Source organism: Methanospirillum stamsii (genome assembly GCF_003173335.1).
GTDB classification, from domain to species: domain Archaea; phylum Halobacteriota; class Methanomicrobia; order Methanomicrobiales; family Methanospirillaceae; genus Methanospirillum; species Methanospirillum stamsii.
This window is the reverse complement of the sequence record NZ_QGMZ01000033.1, coordinates 1-1,266: the sequence shown is the minus strand read 5'-3', so window position 1 is coordinate 1,266 and position 1,266 is coordinate 1. Positions and strand designations below refer to the sequence as shown.

Annotated in this window: 1 protein-coding gene; it reads left to right on the top strand. The window is 41.9% G+C overall.

The window, feature by feature from the left end; translation table 11 throughout:
* Nucleotides 1-105 precede the first annotated feature (105 nt).
* Nucleotides 106-1,266, top strand: a 1,161-nt coding sequence (gene istA, locus DLD82_RS13810) for an IS21 family transposase (protein WP_109941716.1), incomplete at its 3' end; no start/stop codon positions are given.

Sequence of the window (1,266 nt, the reverse complement as noted above, 5' to 3'; positions counted from 1 at the left end):
AATGTCGTCTTAGTGTTCCCCAATCTCGGCGGGATCAAATTCCCCAGTTAGGGCGGAATAAATTCCCCAGTGCGGCACCAAGGTTCAGTCACCCGGGTGTCGTTCATGTTAACCGAGGAGGAAAACCTAATGCTCCACGATATAGCACAAGAACAGGAAATAAAACTTGGAAAGGTGAACATCAGTTCCCTCTCACGACAGACAGGTAAAGACCGGAAAACCATTCGCAAGTACCTCAGTTTTCCGCGTTCACATCCCGGTATTTTCAAAAAATCCAAAGCAAGTAAACTTGATTCTTTCAAGGACTATCTACAAAGTCGTATTGAGTCGTATCCCGAATTGAGTTCGGTCCGACTTTTTGAAGAACTGATTGAGAAAGGATATACTGGCGGATACACCATATTGAAAGATTATCTCAGAACAATCCGTCCTAAACGACAGAATCTTCCCGAAATAAGATACGAAACAAAACCAGGAGTTCAGGCCCAGGTTGACTGGGCTGATTGCTATTATGATCTGCCCAATGGAGAGCGGAAAAAAGTAAATTGTTTTTCGATGGTTCTTGGTTATTCCCGAATGAGATACCTTGAATTTACACGATCTACCGATCTCTTTACATTCCTTCTCTGTCACCAACATGCTTTTGAGTATTTTGGAGGGGTCACCCAGGAAATCCTGTATGACAATCTTAAAACCGTCGTACTCAAGAGGAATCCAATTTCTACGAATTCAGAATTTCAACCCGTATTTGCTGATTTCAGAAATCATTACGGGTTTACGGCATACCTCTGCCGACCGTATCGTGCCAAAACCAAAGGGAAAATCGAAAGGACCATCGGGTTTATAAAAAGTAATTTTCTTTATGGCCGAGCATTTTCGTCTATTGAAGACCTCAACACCCAGGCAAAACGCTGGATGGAGAAAGTTAACAATCAAGAACATGGAACAACATTTGAGATCCCTTTAGTCCGGTTTCAGGATGAAAATCTCACCCAAATACAATCAATCCCTCCATATATCGTTAAGCGAAGAGAAGAGCGACAAGTCTCAAAGGACTGTTTTATCTCTATCTTTGGTAACCGGTACTCAGTTCCTTGGAAATATGCCCGCCAAAATGTTACTGTAGAAATTTTTGGAGAACGGGTAATTGTTGAGTCAGATGGTATTCAGATTTGTGAACATCGACTCATTGAAGGTAGACATCAGGTCTCCAGGCAAAAAGAACATTTTGAAGGTCTTCTCAAAGCAGCAAGAGATGAATCGTAT